The sequence below is a fragment of the Amycolatopsis sp. VS8301801F10 genome (assembly GCF_046195355.1).
Taxonomy (GTDB): domain Bacteria; phylum Actinomycetota; class Actinomycetes; order Mycobacteriales; family Pseudonocardiaceae; genus Amycolatopsis.
Window position 1 is genome coordinate 3,269,534 of record NZ_CP176065.1, and the last position, 13,590, is coordinate 3,283,123.

The window sequence follows — 13,590 nt, forward strand, 5'->3', positions numbered from 1 at the left end:
GCTTTCGAGGGTAGCAGTGATCGGCGGCTCGTGATCGCAGTGCTGGTGGCGGAAGCGTTGCGCCACAAGAGAACAATTACCTCGTCCACAACGGACGACACGGGGGCGGGTCCGAGATCCATATCTCCAAGCTACCGCCACCAGTCGAACATCTGCACGGTATCGATCCGGTGAATCAGGCGTGTACCGCGGTACTGTCCAAATAGGTCAGAACGGCGCGGATGCGGCGGTTCTGGTCCCGGCTGGCCTCCAGGCCTAGTTTCGCGAAGATGTTGCTGATGTGGTTTTCCACCGCTCCCTGCGTCACCACCAAAGCCTTGGCGATGGCCGTGTTCGAGAGGCCCTGTGCCATCTGCGCCAGGACCTCGGTTTCGCGCGCGGTCAGTGCTTCCAGCGGATCGCGGCTGCGGGAAAGCATTTGCGCGACCACGTCCGGGTCGATGGCTGAACCGCCGTCGGCGACGCGGCGGACTGCTTCCAGGAAGTCCGCGACGTCGGCGACTCGTTCCTTCAGCAGGTAGCCGACGCCGGACGTACCTTCCGCGATCAGGTCTACCGCATAGCTTCCTTCGACGTACTGCGACACCACCAATACCGGCAGCCCGGGGATTTCCTTGCGGGCGGCCAAAGCCGCGCGCAGGCCCTCGTCGGTGAAGGTCGGGGGCATGCGGACGTCGGCGATGACCAGGTCCGGGCGGTGGTCTCGGATGGCCACCAGCAGGTCTTCGCCGTTGTCGACCGCGGCGGCGGTTTCGATGCCGACATCCGCGAGCAGGCTTTGCACCCCGGCGCGCAACAGTACCGAGTCTTCCGCGATCACGACGCGCATTTTTCGAGCCTCCACAACAGGATTCACCAGCGGACGGGCAGATCGGCCCGCACGACGGTGGGACCGCCGACGGGGCTGACGACGGTGAGAACTCCGTCGATCGTGGCGGCTCGGTCGGCCAGTCCGGCCAGGCCGCCGCCGGGGCGCACCGACGCGCCGCCGTGGCCGTTGTCGGTGATCTCGACGACCACGGTGTCGGCGTCGCGGGTCACTCGCACGGACGCGCGGTCGGCGCCGGAATGCTTGGTCACGTTGGTGAGCGTTTCGCTCACGATGAAATAAGTCGTCGTCTCGACAGGTGCGGGCGGACGGGGTTCTGCGGTAACCTCGACCTCAACAGTGATAGGCATTCTTGCGGTAAGAGAAGACAACGCCGCGTCCAGGCCGCGATCCTGGAGCACCGGCGGGTAGATCCCGCGGGCGAGGTCGCGCAGCTCCGAGACAGCGAGTTTGGCGTCGGCGTGCGCGGCTCCGATGAGTTCGCGGACCGCGGTCGGGTCGTCGAGGTCGAGTTTGAGCTGGGCGCGGCCCAGGCTCATCGCGACGGACACCAGCCGCTGCTGCGCGCCGTCGTGCAGGTCCCGTTCGATCCGGCGCCGTTCGGCCTCCACCGCGTCGACCCCGCGTGCACGCGAGTTCCGCAGCTGCTGCGTGCGCGCTTCCAGTTGCGCGGTGCGGTTCGGGCCGAGGAACGAGGTCGCCAGTTCGCCGTGCATCGCCCCGATGCGCGGTGCCACGAAAATCCCGAAAGGAGGTACTGCGATGGACACGACGCCCGCCACGAATTCGACGATGCCCAACGGAAAAGCGACGAGAACGAAGGCGAGTTCGCGCCAGGTGGCGGCGTCGAGCAACCGCGCCTGCCACACCGCGAGCATGCCCGGCCCGACCGGCCGGCGGCGGTCCGGTTCGGCGATGGCTACACCGAGCATCTGGCGCGCCCAGCGGCGTTCGAAGGCGCAATACGACCGCATCAGCGAGGTCCCGGCCAGCAGGATGGGGATGCCGATCCACAGCATCGTCGTCGCGACGCCGGCCACCATGGACACCAGGATCAGCACGAACACGACGAGCCGGATCGGGAGGCTGAGCACGAGAAATCCGATCGTGCGCAGGGTCGGCGGCCGGGTCAGTGGCATAGCGCGATCCGTTCCAGTTCGGGGACGAGGTCGCCGAGAGTGGGGGTCGCCAGCATCTCGTCGCGCACCTCGCGCGCGCATTCGCGAAAGGACGGTTCTTCCAGCAGCCGGCACACTCCCGCCCGGACGCTCGCGGGCGTCGCGTCCTCGAGGTCCACCAGCAATCCGTTGCCGCGCTTCGCCTGAGCCACCGCCGAGCAGCGTTCGCTCCACGTGGTGCCTGGGATGACCAATTGCGGGACGCCGTTGACGACCGCGGTGCTGATCGTCGCGCCGGCGCCCTGGTGCACGATCGCCGAGCACGAGGCGAGGAGTTCGTTCATCGGCACGGAATCGACCGCGCGGACGTTGTCCGGGATCGCGCGCAGGGATGTGAGCTGGTTCGCGGGCATCGTGGCGATCACCTCGAGGTCCAGGTCGGCGAGGGCGTCCAGCAGGTCTCCGACGGAGGTCTTTGCGGTGCTGGGTGCCTGCTGGTTGGGGAGTCTGAGGGAGGTCTCCGCGGTGCCGGGTGGCTGCCGGTCGGGGAGTCGGACGGAGGACTCTTCGGTGATGGGCCCCCGCTGGCCGGAGAGGCCGACAGAGGTCTTTTCGGGGCTGAGCCCCCGTCGATCGGAGAGGCCGTCGGAGGTCTTTCCGGTGCCGGGTGCCTGCCGGTCGGGGAGGCCCAGGGAGGTCTCTGCCGTGCAGGGTTCCTGCTGGTCGGGGAGGCCGAGGGAGGTCTCTGCGGTGCTGGGCATCTGCCGGTCGGGGAGGCCGAAGGACGTCTCTGCGGCGCTGGGTGCCTGCTGGTCGGGGAGTCCGAGGGAGGTCTTTTCGGTGCTGGACGCCTGCCGGTCGGGGAGGCCGACTGAGGTCTCTGCCGTGCTGGGCACCTGCCGGTCGAAGAAGCCGACGGAGGTCTTCTCGACGCAGGGACCCGGAAGCGAGCTGAGGTCGAGCAGCACCCGCGGCCGCGAAGGACGTTCCAGTACCCAGGACGGGATCGTCGTCGGTGTGTCCTGTGGCACGAACCGGGCTGGGAGGTAGTCGACGTCTACGCCTTCGTAGCGCAGATATGCCGGGTGGCAGTCGATGGTGCGCAGGCCGTAGCGGAGGGTTTCGTCGTAGTCCGCGCCGAATCGGCCGACTGCGGTGGACATCCACGTCACGAACGGGTCCGGCGGCCAGGTGCGGCCGGGACGGCTGGCTCTGCGGTCGCGGTACTGCGCGCCGAGGCGGGCGGTCTGGTCGGCGGCGTGCGTCATTCGCAGGTGCGGCACTCCGAGCGCGTGCGCGACGATCGGCGCGGCGTAGAGCATCGAGTCCCACACCACGAGGTCCGGCTGCCATTGCCGGGCGAAGCGGACTAGGTCGTCGAGCAGGGAGTCCGGCGTGGTCCAGCGGAACACGTCGACCCAGTGCTCGTACACGTTGCGCACGTACTCGTCGGTGTAGCGCTCGGGACGGCTTTCGGAGATCCGGAAGTCGCCCTGCCTGGCGTGGTTGCCGTCGATCTGGAGCCGGCGGTGCCGGGCGAGGTCGAGTTCGCCGCCGAGCCACAGGACGTCCAGTCCGGTCTCGGCGAACGACACGGCCTCGCGCGAGCCGCGCTGTCCGACGAAGCGGACGTCGTGCCCGGCCGCGGCCAGTGCCCAGCCCACCGGGGCCATGCTGTGCACGTGGGTTCTCGTCGGGAGGACCATCAGCATCACGCGCATCGCGGCGGCTCCCGGAATCGTAGGTGCGGCTGGACAAGGGAAACGGTAGGGCCGTGCCACCGCTGCGCCCACCCGGTAGGGGACCCCTGAATCCGGCGCGGGCAAGGAGGATTTGGCTCGGCTTTAGCTGCCCCTTAGGGGCTGGTGGAGCGCGGGCCGCGACGGATAGACAGGTAACCGGATCCGGCCGCGTCCGAGCCGGAGGAGGACGAGGGAGGCGAACGAGGTGATGAGCATGGCCGTGGCGCCCACCGCGAAAGGCTGGGTCCCGTTCGGCGAGCACCGCACGTGGTACCGGGTGACCGGGGAACCGGGAGGAGCGGCGCCCGCTGTGGTCGTGGTGCACGGCGGGCCCGGCAGCACGCACGACTACCTGCTGAACCTGGCCGAACTCGCCGAACACGGATTCCCGGTCGTGCACTACGACCAGCTCGGCAGCGGCGGGTCCACCCGGCTGCCGGACGCCGGCCCGGGGTTCTGGAACCCGGAGCTGTTCGGCGACGAGCTGGACAACCTGGTGCACCGGCTCGGCATCGAGGACAACTACGTCCTTTATGGACAGTCCTGGGGCGGCCTGGTCGTCGCGCGGCACGCCGCCGAGCGGCCGGACGGCCTGCGCGGGCTGGTGATCGCCAACTCGCCGGCGTCGTACGAGCTGTGGCGCAGCGAGATGGACCGGCTGCGCGCGCTGCTCCCGCCCGGCGTCGACGAGGGACTGCGGGCGCACGAGGCGGCCGGCACCACGGACACGCAGGAGTACTTCGACCTGATGCGCGTCTTCTACGACCGGCACGTCTGCCGCGTGCTGCCGTGGCCTGCCGACTATGTCGCGTCGTTCATGGAGATGGCCGACAACAACACCGTCTACTCGGTGATGAACGGCCCCAGCGAGTTCACCGTCACCGGCACGCTCGCGGACTACTCGGTAATCGACCGCCTCGACGACATCGAGGTGCCGACCCTGCTCATCTCCGGTGCGCACGACGAGGCCACCCCGGCCACCGTGCAGCCGTACTACGACCGGATCCACGACGTGCGCTGGGAGATCCTCCCGGAGTCGAGCCACGTCCCCCATCTCGAGGAGCCGGAACGGTTCCGCGAAATCCTGCTGGGATTCCTGCAGGAAGTCCATTCCCCCGCCGAAAGAGAGGTCGCCAGTCATGGATGAGGCCAGCCAGGCCGGATCGGCGGTCGTATTCCCCGGGATGAGCCCGTGCCGGTTCGTCGACTTCGGCAAGTTCCTGCTCATCAACCCGTTCGCGCGCAGGCTCATCAAGGACGCCGACGACCGGCTGGGCTACTCGCTGGTCGACCGCTTCCGCGAGGCCGAGGGCGACTACTCGGAGTACGCCCAGGTCGGGTTCATGCTCACCTGCGTCGCGCTCGCCGAATGGGCCGAACAGGAGTACGGGATGAGCCCGGACTACTGCACCGGCCCGAGTTTCGGGGAGAAACCGGCCAGCGTGTACGCCGGTTCGCTGACCTTCCCGGACGCGGTGTGGATGACCGCGAAGCTCGCGCAATGCCTCGACGAGTTCTTCGCGACCGAGCACACCGACGTCGTCACGCACTCGTTCGTCCGCACGCCGGAAGAGAAACTGCGCGACGCGCTGACGGAACTCGACGGGCGCGGCGAGTGGTCGGACATCTCCTGCTACATCGACCACGACTTCTACATGGTCTCGGTGCGGGAGCGGAATCTCGACTGGCTCAAGCAGACCGTGCGGGGCATGGGCGGGCTCTCGCTGTACACGATGCGTCCTCCGCTGCATTCGCGAGCGTTCGGCGCGTTGCGGCGCAAGGCCGAGGACGAGGTGCTCGGCGGCCTCGACTTCCATGATCCCCTCCTTCCGATCATCGCTGACCAGGACGGTTCGGTGCTGCGGTCCGGCGAGCAGGTCCGCACGATGCTGCTGGACAGCATCGTCGAGCCGCTGCGCTGGCCGGACGTCGTCTCGTCGCTCGAACAGCTCGGCGTGCGCAAGCTGTGGGTGGCCGGGCCGGACACGCTGTTCGGCCGCGTCCGGGCCACGACCAGCCGGTTCGAGGTGACCACGGTGAACCCGCGGCTCGCGCTGCAGCCGCGGCGGCGCGGCGCGGGTCCCTCGCGGGTCAGCTAGCCGGCTGCAGTCCCGACAGCGTGCTCCAGAGGCGTCCGGGGTTCTCGAACGTCTCCAGGTTCAGCGCGTCGTCGGAGAACCGGACGTTGTACTTCTCCTCCAGCACGGCCAGCAGTTCCACCGTGGCGAGCGAGTCGAGGCCGTACTCCTTGAGCGGGGTCTCGGCGGTCAGCGCCTCGTCGGCGGGCAGGAACGGAAGGTACGGGCGGAGGGCTTCGTCGAAAGAGCTGTCCCACATGGCTACTCCGGTGGCTGGGTCGGGCACTTCACCAGGCAGGGAAACCGACCGCCCGGTTCGGTTTTGAACTTTACCCCGCGCCGCCGCTCCCGGGCGACGCGCCGGCACCCCTATTGCTGATCCGACCGAAACCCCCGACCCGGCACGCAACCGTTGCCAGGAACCCAGGAGGCCGTGACGGTGGTCGGGTTGGCACCAATCGGCACAGCAACGCGGAGGACCACGATGGACACGACGACCACCTCGGGACTGCACGCGCGGTTTCTGCGCGGGCTGGCCCGTTCCGAGTCCCGGCCGGCGGTCAGTGTCGGCGGGCAGGCGTTCACCTACGGCGAGCTGCACGAGCGGGCCTTGCGGTGGGGCGGCGCGCTCGCCGAGTCCGGCGCCCGCACGGTAGGGGTGCTGGCCGGGAAGGGCGTCACCGCCTACGCCGGGATTCTGGCCGGGCTGTACGCGGGGGCGACGGTCGTCCCGCTGCGGCCGGACTTCCCGGCGGCCCGGACCGCGCAGATGGTCAAGGCGGCGGAAGTGGACGCGCTGATCGCGGACGAACGCGGCTTGACCGTGGCTCCGCCGGTGAAGACGCTTTTGGCACCGGAGGTCAACCAGAACGGGCTCAAGGGGGCGCAAGCACTCAGCGAGCCGAGGAACGTGCGGCCCGAGGATTCCGCGTACGTGCTCTTCACCTCGGGTTCCACCGGACGGCCGAAGGGAGTCCGGATCGGGCACGGCTCCACCGAGCACTACTTCGGTCTGCTCGACGCGCGGTACGACTTCACGCCGGACGACGTCTTCTCCCAGACGTTCGACCTGAACTTCGACTGCGCGATGTTCGACCTCTTCTGCGCGTGGGGCGCGGGCGCGGAAGCGGTGGTCCTGCCGGGGGCGGCGTACCGGAACGTGCCGGCGTTCGTGGCGGAGCGCGGCCTCACCGTGTGGTTCTCCACGCCGAGCGCGATCGACCTGGTGCGCCGCACCGGACGGCTCAACCCGGGCGCGATGCCGGGCCTGCGGTGGAGTTTCTTCGCCGGGGAAGCACTGACCGTCCGCGACACCGCGGACTGGCGCGCGGCGGCGGGCAATGCGGTGACCGAGAACCTCTACGGCCCCACGGAGCTGACCATCACCGTCGCCGGATACCGGTGGGACGACGAGGAAACCCCGCGGATCGCGGTGAACGGCGTGGTGCCGATCGGCGCGGTGCACGAGGGACACGAGTACCTGCTCATCGACGAGAACGAGGCAGGGGAGGGCGAACTCGCGATCGCCGGACCGCAGCTGACGCCGGGGTACCTCGACCCGGCGGACGAGAAGGGCCGGTTCCTCGACCGCGACGGGCACCGGTTCTACCGCACCGGCGACCGGGTGCGCCGGCTTGGCGGGGACGACCTGGCGTATCTGGGACGGCTCGATTCACAGGTGCAGGTGCTCGGCTGGCGCGTTGAGCTGACCGAGGTGGAGCACGCGCTGCAGACGTGCGGGGTGCAGGCGGTGGCGCTTGGCGTGCAAGGCGACAGCGGGACCGAGCTGTTCGTGTTCTACACCGGGCCGCAGCGGCCGGTGCTCGAACTGGTGCGGGCGCTGCGGGCGGTGCTGCCCGAGGGCGTGATCCCGCGGCGGTACGAGCACGTCGCGGAGTTCCCGCTGAATTCGAACCGCAAGATCGACCGGAAGACGCTCGCCGCGCGCGCCGCGGAGATCCTCGCCCCCGTGCCCGCCTGAGGTCCGGGAAAGGGCTCCTCGCGGGAATCGGATTCCCGCGAGGAGCCCTTTGCCGTATTCCGGGCGGGCGGCAGAGTGCCAGCTAGGGGCCGTTAGGGGTGTGGATCACCGGCCGCGCGCGGATAACTTTTCCGACGTCGGGGAGCTATCCCGCGCAGGCACGGTGATTCTACGAATCCTTTCGGGAGTGGCAGTCGTGAACGAATCCGGTTCTCTCGTCCATGCCCTGCTCGACGCGGCGGTGGCCAGTGCGCCGGACGCCGCCGCGGTGCGCGACCGGGCGGGGGTGTGGACGTACGCCGAGCTGGCCGCCTGGAGTCACGCGGCTGAGGCGGTCCTCGCGCGGCGCGGGGTGGAGCGCGGGGATCGCGTGGTGGTGCAGTTGCCGACGGACCGGGCGCTGGTCGCGCTCTTCCACGGCACTTCCCGGCGCGGCGCGGTGTTCGTGCCGATCAATCCGGCGATGAAGCAGTTCCACTTCGATTCCGTCGTCGGGAACGCCGAACCGGTGCTGGTGCTCCAGCCCGAACAGTTCGCTCCACTGTGGACGGAAGTCGAAGAGGCTTATCGCGCGCAGACCCGCGTCGAGCCGACTGAGGTCGACCCGGACGACGTCGCGGTTCTCGTCTACACCTCCGGCAGCACGGCCGCGCCCAAGGGCGTCATCGGGCCGCACCGGCAGGTCACTTTCGCGGCCGGCGCGATCCAGGCGGTGCTCGGCTACCGCCAGGACGACGTCGTTTTTTGCCGGTTCCCGATGTCCTGGGACTACGGCCTCTACAAAGTCCTCCTCTCGACGCTCGGCCGCAGCGAGATCGTGCTGGCCGACGCCGAATCCGATCTCCGCCTGCTGCACCGGATGCGCGAGGTCGGCGCGACGGTCGTCCCGATCGTGCCTTCGCTCGCGACGATGATCGCGACCCTGGCCGAACGCGAAAGCGGCGAATCGGCTCCGGTGCGGCTGTTCACCAACACCGGTGCGGCGCTGCCGGATTCGACCATCGCGAAGCTGCGCGAGGCGTTCCCCGGCGTCCGCGTCGTCCGGCAGTTCGGCCAGACCGAATGCAAGCGGATCACCATCATGCCGCCCGAGGAAGACGCCGAACGCCCGGGTTCGTCAGGCCTTCCGCTGCCCGGCACGACCGTGCACATCCTCGCCGCCGACGGAACTCCGCTGCCCGCCGGGGAAATCGGCGAGATCGTGGCCGCCGGGCCGCACGTGATGCCCGGCTACTGGCGGGCCCCGGAAATCTCGGCGCGCGCGTTCCGCCGGGACGAGGCCACCGGCGAACTCCGGCTGCACACCGGCGATTACGGCCGCCTCGACGAGGACGGCTACCTCTACTTCGAAGGCCGCCGCGACGACATGTTCAAGCGCAAGGGAATCCGGATGTCCACTTTGGAGATCGAGGCGGCCGCGATGGACATCCCGGGCGTGCGCGCGGCGGGGGCGATCCCGCCGAGCGAGACGCGCGACCTGGCGATCTGCGTGGAGAGCGACCTGCCGCCGACCACGGTGCTCAAGGAACTGGCGCAGCGGCTCGAGCCGCAGAAGGTGCCCGCGCTGTGCCATGTCGTGGACGAGTTCCCGCTCACCGCGCACGGCAAGAACGCGACTAAGGAACTCGCCCTGCTGGTGGAAGGTGCCCGCAAATGAGCAAGTACGACGAGCTGGCCGCGCGGTTCGGCACGCCGGCTTACGTGTACGACCTGGACGTGACCGCCCAGTCGCGCGATCAGCTGTTCGGCCTGCTCCCGGACGGGTTCGCGGTGTACTACGCGCTGAAGGCCAACCCGCATCCGGAGATCGCCCGCGAACTGCGCGAGGGCGGGTGCCGGGCGGAGATCAGCTCGACCGGCGAGCTGGCCAACGCGCTGGCCGCCGGGTTCGCGCCGGAGGACATTCTCTACACCGGCCCGGGCAAAACCGACGGCGAGCTGGCCGCGGCGCTCGCCGCGGGAGTCCGGCTGTTCTCCGTGGAATCGCTGACTGACCTGCAGCACGTTGGCGCCGCGGCGGACCGGCAGGACACCGTCGCGCGATGCCTGCTGCGGGTGAACACCACGCAGGGCAGCGCGTCGACCGGGATCCGGATGATGGGCCGTCCGTCGCAGTTCGGGGTCGACGCCGAGACGCTGCCGGAGCTGATGCCGCTGTTCAAGGCGGTCAAGGGCGCGAAGATCGTCGGCGCGCACTTCTTCACGATGAGCAATGCGCAGGACGAGGACGCGCTGCTCGGCGAGTACGAGTTCGTGCTGCAGTCGGCTGCTCAGCTGCGGCAAGAGGTCGGGCTGCCGCTGGAACTGCTCGACATCGGTGGCGGTTTCTCGTCGCCGTACGCGGTTCCCGGCGAGCGCACCGATTACCCGAAGCTGCGCAACGGTTTGGAACAGCTTCTCGACCTCTACCTGCCGGAATGGCGCAGTGGCGAGACCGAGCTGGCCTGCGAATCCGGCCGCTACCTCTCCGGTACGTGCGGGACGCTGCTGGCCGGGGTGGTGAACGTGAAGGAGAGCCGGGGGCACCGGTTCGTCATTCTCGACGCCGGGATCAACGTGGTGGGCGGCCTTTCCGGGATCGGCCGGCTGCTGCCCGCCGCGGTCGGGGTCGACCAGATCGGGGACAAACCCGGTCAGCTCGTTGGTCCACTGTGTACTCCCGGCGACTCGCTCTCGAAAGCCGCGAAGCTTCCCGACCTGTCCGCCGGAGACCTGCTGACCGTGCCGAATGTCGGTGCGTACGGCGTCACCGCGAGTCTGATCAGTTTCCTCGGCCGTCCCGCGCCCACCGAAGTCGTGGTCCGCGGCGACGAGATCGTCTCAGTGTCGCGATTGGACTATCAGCGAGCTTATGAGGTGTCGCCATGAGCGAGGAAGTCCACGCGTACGGCAGCAGCGTCATCGAAGAACCCAGCGCGCGCACGGTGATCGTGAGCAGCATGGCGTCGGACTCGCACACCTGGAATCTCGTCTACCTCGAACTTCTGGTGGCGGAACTCGGTTTCGACGTCGTCAACCTCGGCGCGTGCGTGCCGGACGAACTGCTGGAGTCCGAATGCGTCAGCCGCCGTCCGGCGATGCTGGTGCTGAGCAGCGTCAACGGGCACGGCTACCAGGACGGGCTCCGGGTCGTGCAACGGCTGCGTGCGCTGTCGGAACTGCGCCGGCTGCCGATCGTCATCGGCGGCAAGCTCGGCACCGGCGGGCCGCTGTCCGACGAGCAGACCGCGGAACTGCTGTTCGCAGGGTTCGACGGGGTCTTCGACGAGCAGAACGCCGCCGCTTTCCGGCACTTCGCGGCCACGCTTCCCGGCGGGGTCACCCAGTTGGAGGGAGCGTGAGCTTCGAGCGGTTCGTCGCGGAGCGGCACGCGGCCGGGGAACTGGTCGTGCAGCCGCGGATGGGGTTCGACAGTCCGGCCGCGATGCGGGCCGGTCTGGTCGCGACCAAGCACGCGAACGCCGCGACCGTCGGCACGCTCACGCTCGACAGCTACACCCGCGTCCGCGACACCGAATCCGCGGAACACGCGCTGCGCAACGGAATTCCGCTCAACGGGTACCCGATTGTCAACCATCCGCCCGAGGTGACCCGGGCGATGCTCGACGGACTCGAAGGCCCGGAGTTCCCGGTGCAGGTGCGGCACGGATCGGCGCGGCCGGTGGACATCTTCCGCGCGATGATCGCCGCCGGGCTGCACGCCACGGAAGGCGGGCCGATTTCGTACTGCCTGCCCTACAGCCGCACGCCGCTGGACGAGTCGGTCCGGAATTGGTCGTATTGCTGCGATCTGCTGGTCGACGCGGAGCATCCGGGCGGTCGGCCGCATCTGGAGACGTTCGGCGGCTGCATGCTCGGACAGCTGTGCCCGCCGAGCGAGCTGGTCGCGATCAGCGTGCTGGAGGCGTTGTTCTTCTACCGCAAGGGCGTGCGCAGCATTTCGGTGAGCTACGCGCAGCAGACGAACCTTCAACAGGACCGGGAAGCCGTGGCCGCGCTGCGCCGATTGTGCGCCGAGCTGTTGCCGGATGCGACCTGGCACGTGGTGATCTACGCCTACATGGGGCTCTTCCCGCGCACGCCCGACGGTGCGATGTTGTTGCTGGGCAAGGCTGCCGAGCTGGCGATGAGCACCGGTGCCGAGCGGCTGATCGTCAAGACCGCCGCCGAGGCGCACCGGATTCCGACCGTCGCGGAGAACGTGACCGCGCTCGAACACGCTGCCGCGTCGGCGAAAGGCAGCAAGGCCATTGTGGACGAAGACAACCAGGTCTATCGCGAGGCCTACGCACTGGTCGACGCGGTCCTCAACAGCCACGCCGATCTCGACCGCGCACTCGTGGTCGCCTTCAAACGAGGTCTGCTCGACGTGCCGTACTGCCTGCACCCGGACAACGCGGGCCAGGCGCGCAGCACGCTCGACGCGGACGGCCGGCTCGGCTGGTCCGAGCTCGGTTCGCTGCCGTTGCGCGGGATCGCCGAGCGCGCACCGAGCGGCCGGATCACCTCGTCGACGCTGATGTCGGCGCTTTCCTACGTCCAGCACACCCATGACACCCAGGCATTGGAGCAGCCGATGACCGCGATCGGAGGGGATTCGCGATGAGCACTCGCCGGACTGTCCGGGCGTATCCGTTCGACATGCACGAGACGTCCGTATCCGAGACCTACCACCAGTTGCAGCGCGACGAGCCGATGAGCCGGGTGCAGTTGCCGTTCGGCGAACCGGCTTGGCTGGCGACGAAGTACGCCGACGTCAAGCTGGTGACCGCCGACCCGCGGTTCAGCCGCGAGCTGGCACAGGGGCTCGACCAGCCGCGGATGCGCCGTCAGCAGATGGGCGACGGCATCATGGGGATGGACCCGCCGGACCACACCCGCCTGCGCCGGCTGGTGATGAAGGCGTTCACCGCGCGCCGGCTGGAGGCGATGCGCGAGAGCGTCCGCACTTTGGTGCACGAGCTGATCGACGCGATGATCGAGAAGGGCGCGCCCGGCGACCTCGTCGAGGACCTCGCGCGGCCGCTGCCGGTCACGGTGATCTGCAACCTGCTCGGGGTGCCCAAAGAGGACCACGAGATCTTCAGCGAGTGGACTCAGGCGCTGGTCGGGGACGCGACGGCGAAGGGCGATGTGCTCGACGTCTACGGCGACAAGCTGGACAACTACGTGGCCCAGCTCGTCGCGCAACGCCGGGAGGAGCCGACCGACGACCTGCTCGGCGCACTGGTCTATGCCCGCGACGCCGGGGACAAGCTGAGCGAGAACGAGCTGATCGCGATCGCCGGCGCGGGCCTGCTCACCGGCGGAGTGGAGACGGTTTCCACGGCGCTGCCGAGCTTCGTCTTCACCCTGCTGACGCAGCCGGAGCTGCTCGCGCAGTTGCGGGCGCAGCCGGAGATCATGTCGACCGCGGTGGAGGAACTGCTGCGGTGGGTGCCGATCAACACCGCCGCGATGTTCGCCCGGTACGCCCGCGAGGACATCCGGATCGGCGACGTCGTGGTGCGCGCGGGCGATCCGGTGCTGCCCGCCCTGCACGCGGCGAACCGCGACCCGGAGGTGTTCGCGAATCCGGACGTCATCGACCTGACCCGCAGCCCGAATCCGCACGTCGCGTTCGGGCACGGCCCGCACCACTGCATCGGCGCGCAGCTGGCCCGGCTCGAACTGCAGGAGGGGCTGAAAGCGATTCTGGAGCGTTTTCCGGAATTGCGGCTCGCGGACGGGCGCGAGGGCGTGAAATGGGAGTACGGCGTCATCGTGCGCGGCCCGTCGCTCCTGCGCATCGCCTGGTGATTTTCCGCCCCTAACGACGTTTTCTGGGGATCCGGCGCGGCTC

The 13,590-nt window shown here is 69.0% G+C and carries 12 protein-coding genes; 8 read left to right on the plus strand and 4 right to left on the minus strand.

Annotation, left to right across the window (positions count from 1 at the left end; genetic code table 11):
* Nucleotides 1–175 precede the first annotated feature (175 nt).
* Genes F9C11_RS15875 through F9C11_RS15885 form a run of 3 tightly spaced genes read right to left on the minus strand, consistent with a single transcriptional unit; the run spans nucleotide 176 to nucleotide 3,668 of the window.
* The gene (locus tag F9C11_RS15875) at nucleotides 176–829 is read right to left on the minus strand and encodes a response regulator transcription factor (protein WP_409185631.1); all 654 of its coding nucleotides are present in this window, start codon (nucleotides 827–829) and stop codon (nucleotides 176–178) included.
* 23 nt (nucleotides 830–852) lie between these two features.
* Complete coding sequence (locus tag F9C11_RS15880; protein ID WP_409185632.1) at nucleotides 853–1,968, minus strand: sensor histidine kinase; 1,116 nt, start codon at nucleotides 1,966–1,968, stop codon at nucleotides 853–855.
* Nucleotides 1,959–3,668, minus strand: coding sequence for a nucleotide disphospho-sugar-binding domain-containing protein (locus F9C11_RS15885; protein WP_409185633.1), 1,710 nt, complete (start codon nucleotides 3,666–3,668; stop codon nucleotides 1,959–1,961). The genes F9C11_RS15880 and F9C11_RS15885 overlap by 10 nt, the downstream gene beginning before the upstream one ends.
* Before the next feature lie 235 nt (nucleotides 3,669–3,903).
* Here F9C11_RS15885 and F9C11_RS15890 point away from each other — a divergent pair, with 235 nt between their 5' ends.
* Both F9C11_RS15890 and F9C11_RS15895 read left to right on the plus strand, forming a co-directional pair.
* Nucleotides 3,904–4,836 (plus strand): proline iminopeptidase-family hydrolase, encoded by a 933-nt coding sequence (locus F9C11_RS15890; protein WP_409185634.1) that lies wholly within the window; start codon nucleotides 3,904–3,906, stop codon nucleotides 4,834–4,836.
* Nucleotides 4,829–5,788, plus strand: a complete 960-nt coding sequence (locus F9C11_RS15895) for an ACP S-malonyltransferase (RefSeq protein ID WP_182891222.1) — start codon at nucleotides 4,829–4,831, stop codon at nucleotides 5,786–5,788. Before F9C11_RS15890 ends, F9C11_RS15895 begins: the two co-directional genes overlap by 8 nt.
* Here F9C11_RS15895 and F9C11_RS15900 read toward each other — a convergent pair.
* A complete protein-coding gene (locus F9C11_RS15900; RefSeq protein ID WP_409185635.1) occupies nucleotides 5,781–6,026 on the minus strand; it encodes a phosphopantetheine-binding protein in 246 nt (81 codons plus the stop codon). The two genes, F9C11_RS15895 and F9C11_RS15900, sit on opposite strands and share 8 nt — an antisense overlap.
* 225 nt (nucleotides 6,027–6,251) lie before the next feature.
* On the opposite strand from F9C11_RS15900, the gene F9C11_RS15905 reads away from it, so the two are divergent.
* The 6 genes from F9C11_RS15905 (at nucleotide 6,252) to F9C11_RS15930 (ending at nucleotide 13,547) form a co-directional block, all read left to right on the plus strand.
* Nucleotides 6,252–7,748 (plus strand): AMP-binding protein, encoded by a 1,497-nt coding sequence (locus tag F9C11_RS15905; RefSeq protein WP_409185636.1) that lies wholly within the window; start codon nucleotides 6,252–6,254, stop codon nucleotides 7,746–7,748.
* 187 nt (nucleotides 7,749–7,935) lie between these two features.
* A complete protein-coding gene (locus tag F9C11_RS15910) occupies nucleotides 7,936–9,405 on the plus strand; it encodes an AMP-binding protein (RefSeq protein WP_409185637.1) in 1,470 nt (489 codons plus the stop codon).
* Nucleotides 9,402–10,616 (plus strand): type III PLP-dependent enzyme, encoded by a 1,215-nt coding sequence (locus F9C11_RS15915; RefSeq protein ID WP_409185638.1) that lies wholly within the window; start codon nucleotides 9,402–9,404, stop codon nucleotides 10,614–10,616. The genes F9C11_RS15910 and F9C11_RS15915 overlap by 4 nt, the downstream gene beginning before the upstream one ends.
* Nucleotides 10,613–11,089, plus strand: a complete 477-nt coding sequence (locus tag F9C11_RS15920; protein WP_409185639.1) for a cobalamin B12-binding domain-containing protein — start codon at nucleotides 10,613–10,615, stop codon at nucleotides 11,087–11,089. The genes F9C11_RS15915 and F9C11_RS15920 overlap by 4 nt, the downstream gene beginning before the upstream one ends.
* Nucleotides 11,086–12,354 (plus strand): methylaspartate mutase, encoded by a 1,269-nt coding sequence (locus F9C11_RS15925; protein ID WP_409185640.1) that lies wholly within the window; start codon nucleotides 11,086–11,088, stop codon nucleotides 12,352–12,354. Before F9C11_RS15920 ends, F9C11_RS15925 begins: the two co-directional genes overlap by 4 nt.
* Nucleotides 12,351–13,547 carry a cytochrome P450 gene (locus F9C11_RS15930; protein ID WP_409185641.1) on the plus strand — a complete coding sequence of 399 codons (1,197 nt, stop codon included), beginning with the start codon at nucleotides 12,351–12,353 and terminating at the stop codon, nucleotides 13,545–13,547. Before F9C11_RS15925 ends, F9C11_RS15930 begins: the two co-directional genes overlap by 4 nt.
* Nucleotides 13,548–13,590 lie beyond the last annotated feature (43 nt).